Genomic DNA, 2,065 nt, shown 5'->3' with positions numbered 1-2,065 from the left:
GCGGTGTGGCATGTTTATTCCCCTTCATTTTAGATGTAATTCACCCGTGGCGTGAATCACGCTGGTGTTAAAAGTTGGTTTGTGTTGCTAGAAAGGAATGTCGTCTTTTGTTGAAGAGTCGCCGTTCTGGGCGGTCATAGTTTGTTTACAATCTTCTGAATTATCATAAATTTTTACATTGCCATAAATTCTTGAATCGGCATCAATAATCACATTTCCATAAATTTGTGTGTGTCCAAAAATATGTCCATCATATATTTTGACGTTATTATAAATTTTTGCATTGCCAAAAATCTCGGCACAATCACCAATTTGTGCTTTATCATAAACCTTAGCACTATCGTAAATCTTGGCACAACAATACGCCTTGGCATCATTATAAATCCAGCAATCGTCTTTTTGACTTAAATTGTCTTCATACTCTACAAAGCCGCCAAGGTCGCCTGCTTTAACATCACCAAAATCTTTTAATGCACGTATGCGGTAAAGCGTAATGTATCCATCAAACTCAATTGTTTCATCAGTAAGTTCGTATTTTTTCATCTGGTCTTTTCTCCAGTTGAGATTCTTTTATCGCCATCAATCCAGTCGTCCCAACATACACATGCATCACCGTAAATTTTTGCATGACCGTAAACATGCGCATCACCGTAAACTTGCGCATTGCCGTAAACACGCGCCCTATCGTAAATGTATGCCTCACCGTAAACTTGTGCATTGCCATAAACTTCTGCATTATCAAAGACATGCGGTTCACCGCAAATATATGCTTCACCGTAAACTTCTGCATGACCGTAAATGCATGGTTCATCGAAAACTTCTGCTTTGCCATAAATACGAGAATTGCCGTAAACCTCGGCATAACCGTAAACTTGTGCATTTTCGTAAACCTTAGCATCATCATAAACCTTGGCATAACCCCCAACCCAGCAATTGCCATGATGCGATAGGTTGTCTTCTTTCTCGATATAGCCGCCAAGATCACCTTTCTTGACGTCCCCCAAATCTCTCAATGCACGAATGCGGCGGAGCGTTTTGCGCCCAACTTCGATTGTTTCATCTGTCAGTTCATATTTTTTCATCTGGTCTTTTCTCCAGTTGATATGGCGTTATAGTCATCAACGTGTGCGCTACGGTAAACTTCTGCATCACCGTAAACTTTTGCTTCTCCGTAAATTTCTGCCTTATCGTAAACACGTGCTTCATCGTAAACGCGTGCATCATTGTAAACTTTTGCACGTCCATGAACATGTGCATTGCCAAAAACCAAGGCATCACCAAAAACCTTGGCATAACCATAAACCTCTGCATTATGGGAAACGCATGCATTACCGTAAACTTCTGCATGATCATAAATTTTAGCATCACCATAAATCCTTGCACTATCGCCTACATGTCCGTCTTTAATTTTTGCATTGCCATAAACTTCTGCCTTATCGGAAACATATGCATAACCGTAAACTTGTGCATTTTCTAAAACTTTTGCATAATCGTAAACGCGTGCATAACCGTAAACCTCTGCCTTATCGTAAACACGTGCTTCATCGAAAACGCGTGCACAATCGTAAACCTCTGCCCTACCGTAAATGCATGCATCACCGTAAACTTTTGCTTCTCCATAAATTTCTGCACGACCGTAAACGCGCGCTTCATCGAAAACGTGTGTGCTCTCGTAAACATGTGCATTATCGGAAACTTTTGCTTCATCGAAAACAAGTGCATTGCCATAAACACGTGCATCTCCAAAAACACAAGCCTTATACCAAATCCAACAATTGCCCTCATGGGATAAGTTGCCTTCATGTTCTATAAGACCGCCTAGGTCGTCTGCTTTAATACCACCAAAGTCTCGTAAGGCACGAATGCGGTGGAGAGTTTTGCCATCAACCTCAGTTGTTTCATCAGTAAGTTCGTATTTCTTTTCCATGGTTTATTTCCTTGATTTGCGTACAATCCACCCGTAGCGTGAAGCACGCATGTGTTGAAAGTTGTTAGGAAAGGGCGGGGGTGCTGGGAGGAGAGAGCACCCCCATATGTTTAAGCAGCTTTTGCCAAAATCTTTTGC

The 2,065-nt window shown here is 41.4% G+C and carries 3 protein-coding genes; all 3 read right to left on the bottom strand.

Annotation, left to right across the window (positions count from 1 at the left end):
* Positions 1 to 87: 87 nt before the first annotated feature.
* Genes ACFIMX_RS02445 through ACFIMX_RS02435 form a run of 3 tightly spaced genes read right to left on the bottom strand, consistent with a single transcriptional unit; the run spans position 88 to position 1,927 of the window.
* Positions 88 to 543 carry a hypothetical protein gene (locus ACFIMX_RS02445; RefSeq protein WP_375693973.1) on the bottom strand — a complete coding sequence of 152 codons (456 nt, stop codon included), beginning with the start codon at positions 541 to 543 and terminating at the stop codon, positions 88 to 90.
* Positions 540 to 1,082: a hypothetical protein gene (locus ACFIMX_RS02440; RefSeq protein ID WP_375693972.1), complete on the bottom strand. Its 543-nt coding sequence runs from the start codon at positions 1,080 to 1,082 to the stop codon at positions 540 to 542. The genes ACFIMX_RS02445 and ACFIMX_RS02440 overlap by 4 nt, the downstream gene beginning before the upstream one ends.
* Positions 1,079 to 1,927, bottom strand: coding sequence for a hypothetical protein (locus ACFIMX_RS02435; protein WP_375693971.1), 849 nt, complete (start codon positions 1,925 to 1,927; stop codon positions 1,079 to 1,081). Before ACFIMX_RS02435 ends, ACFIMX_RS02440 begins: the two co-directional genes overlap by 4 nt.
* Positions 1,928 to 2,065: the final 138 nt, after the last annotated feature.

It is taken from the genome of Bartonella sp. AD24XZML, from assembly GCF_042196485.1.
Taxonomy (GTDB): Bacteria; Pseudomonadota; Alphaproteobacteria; order Rhizobiales; family Rhizobiaceae; genus Bartonella.
Note: the sequence above shows the minus strand (reverse complement) of the source record. Positions and strands in the feature narration are given on the sequence as shown.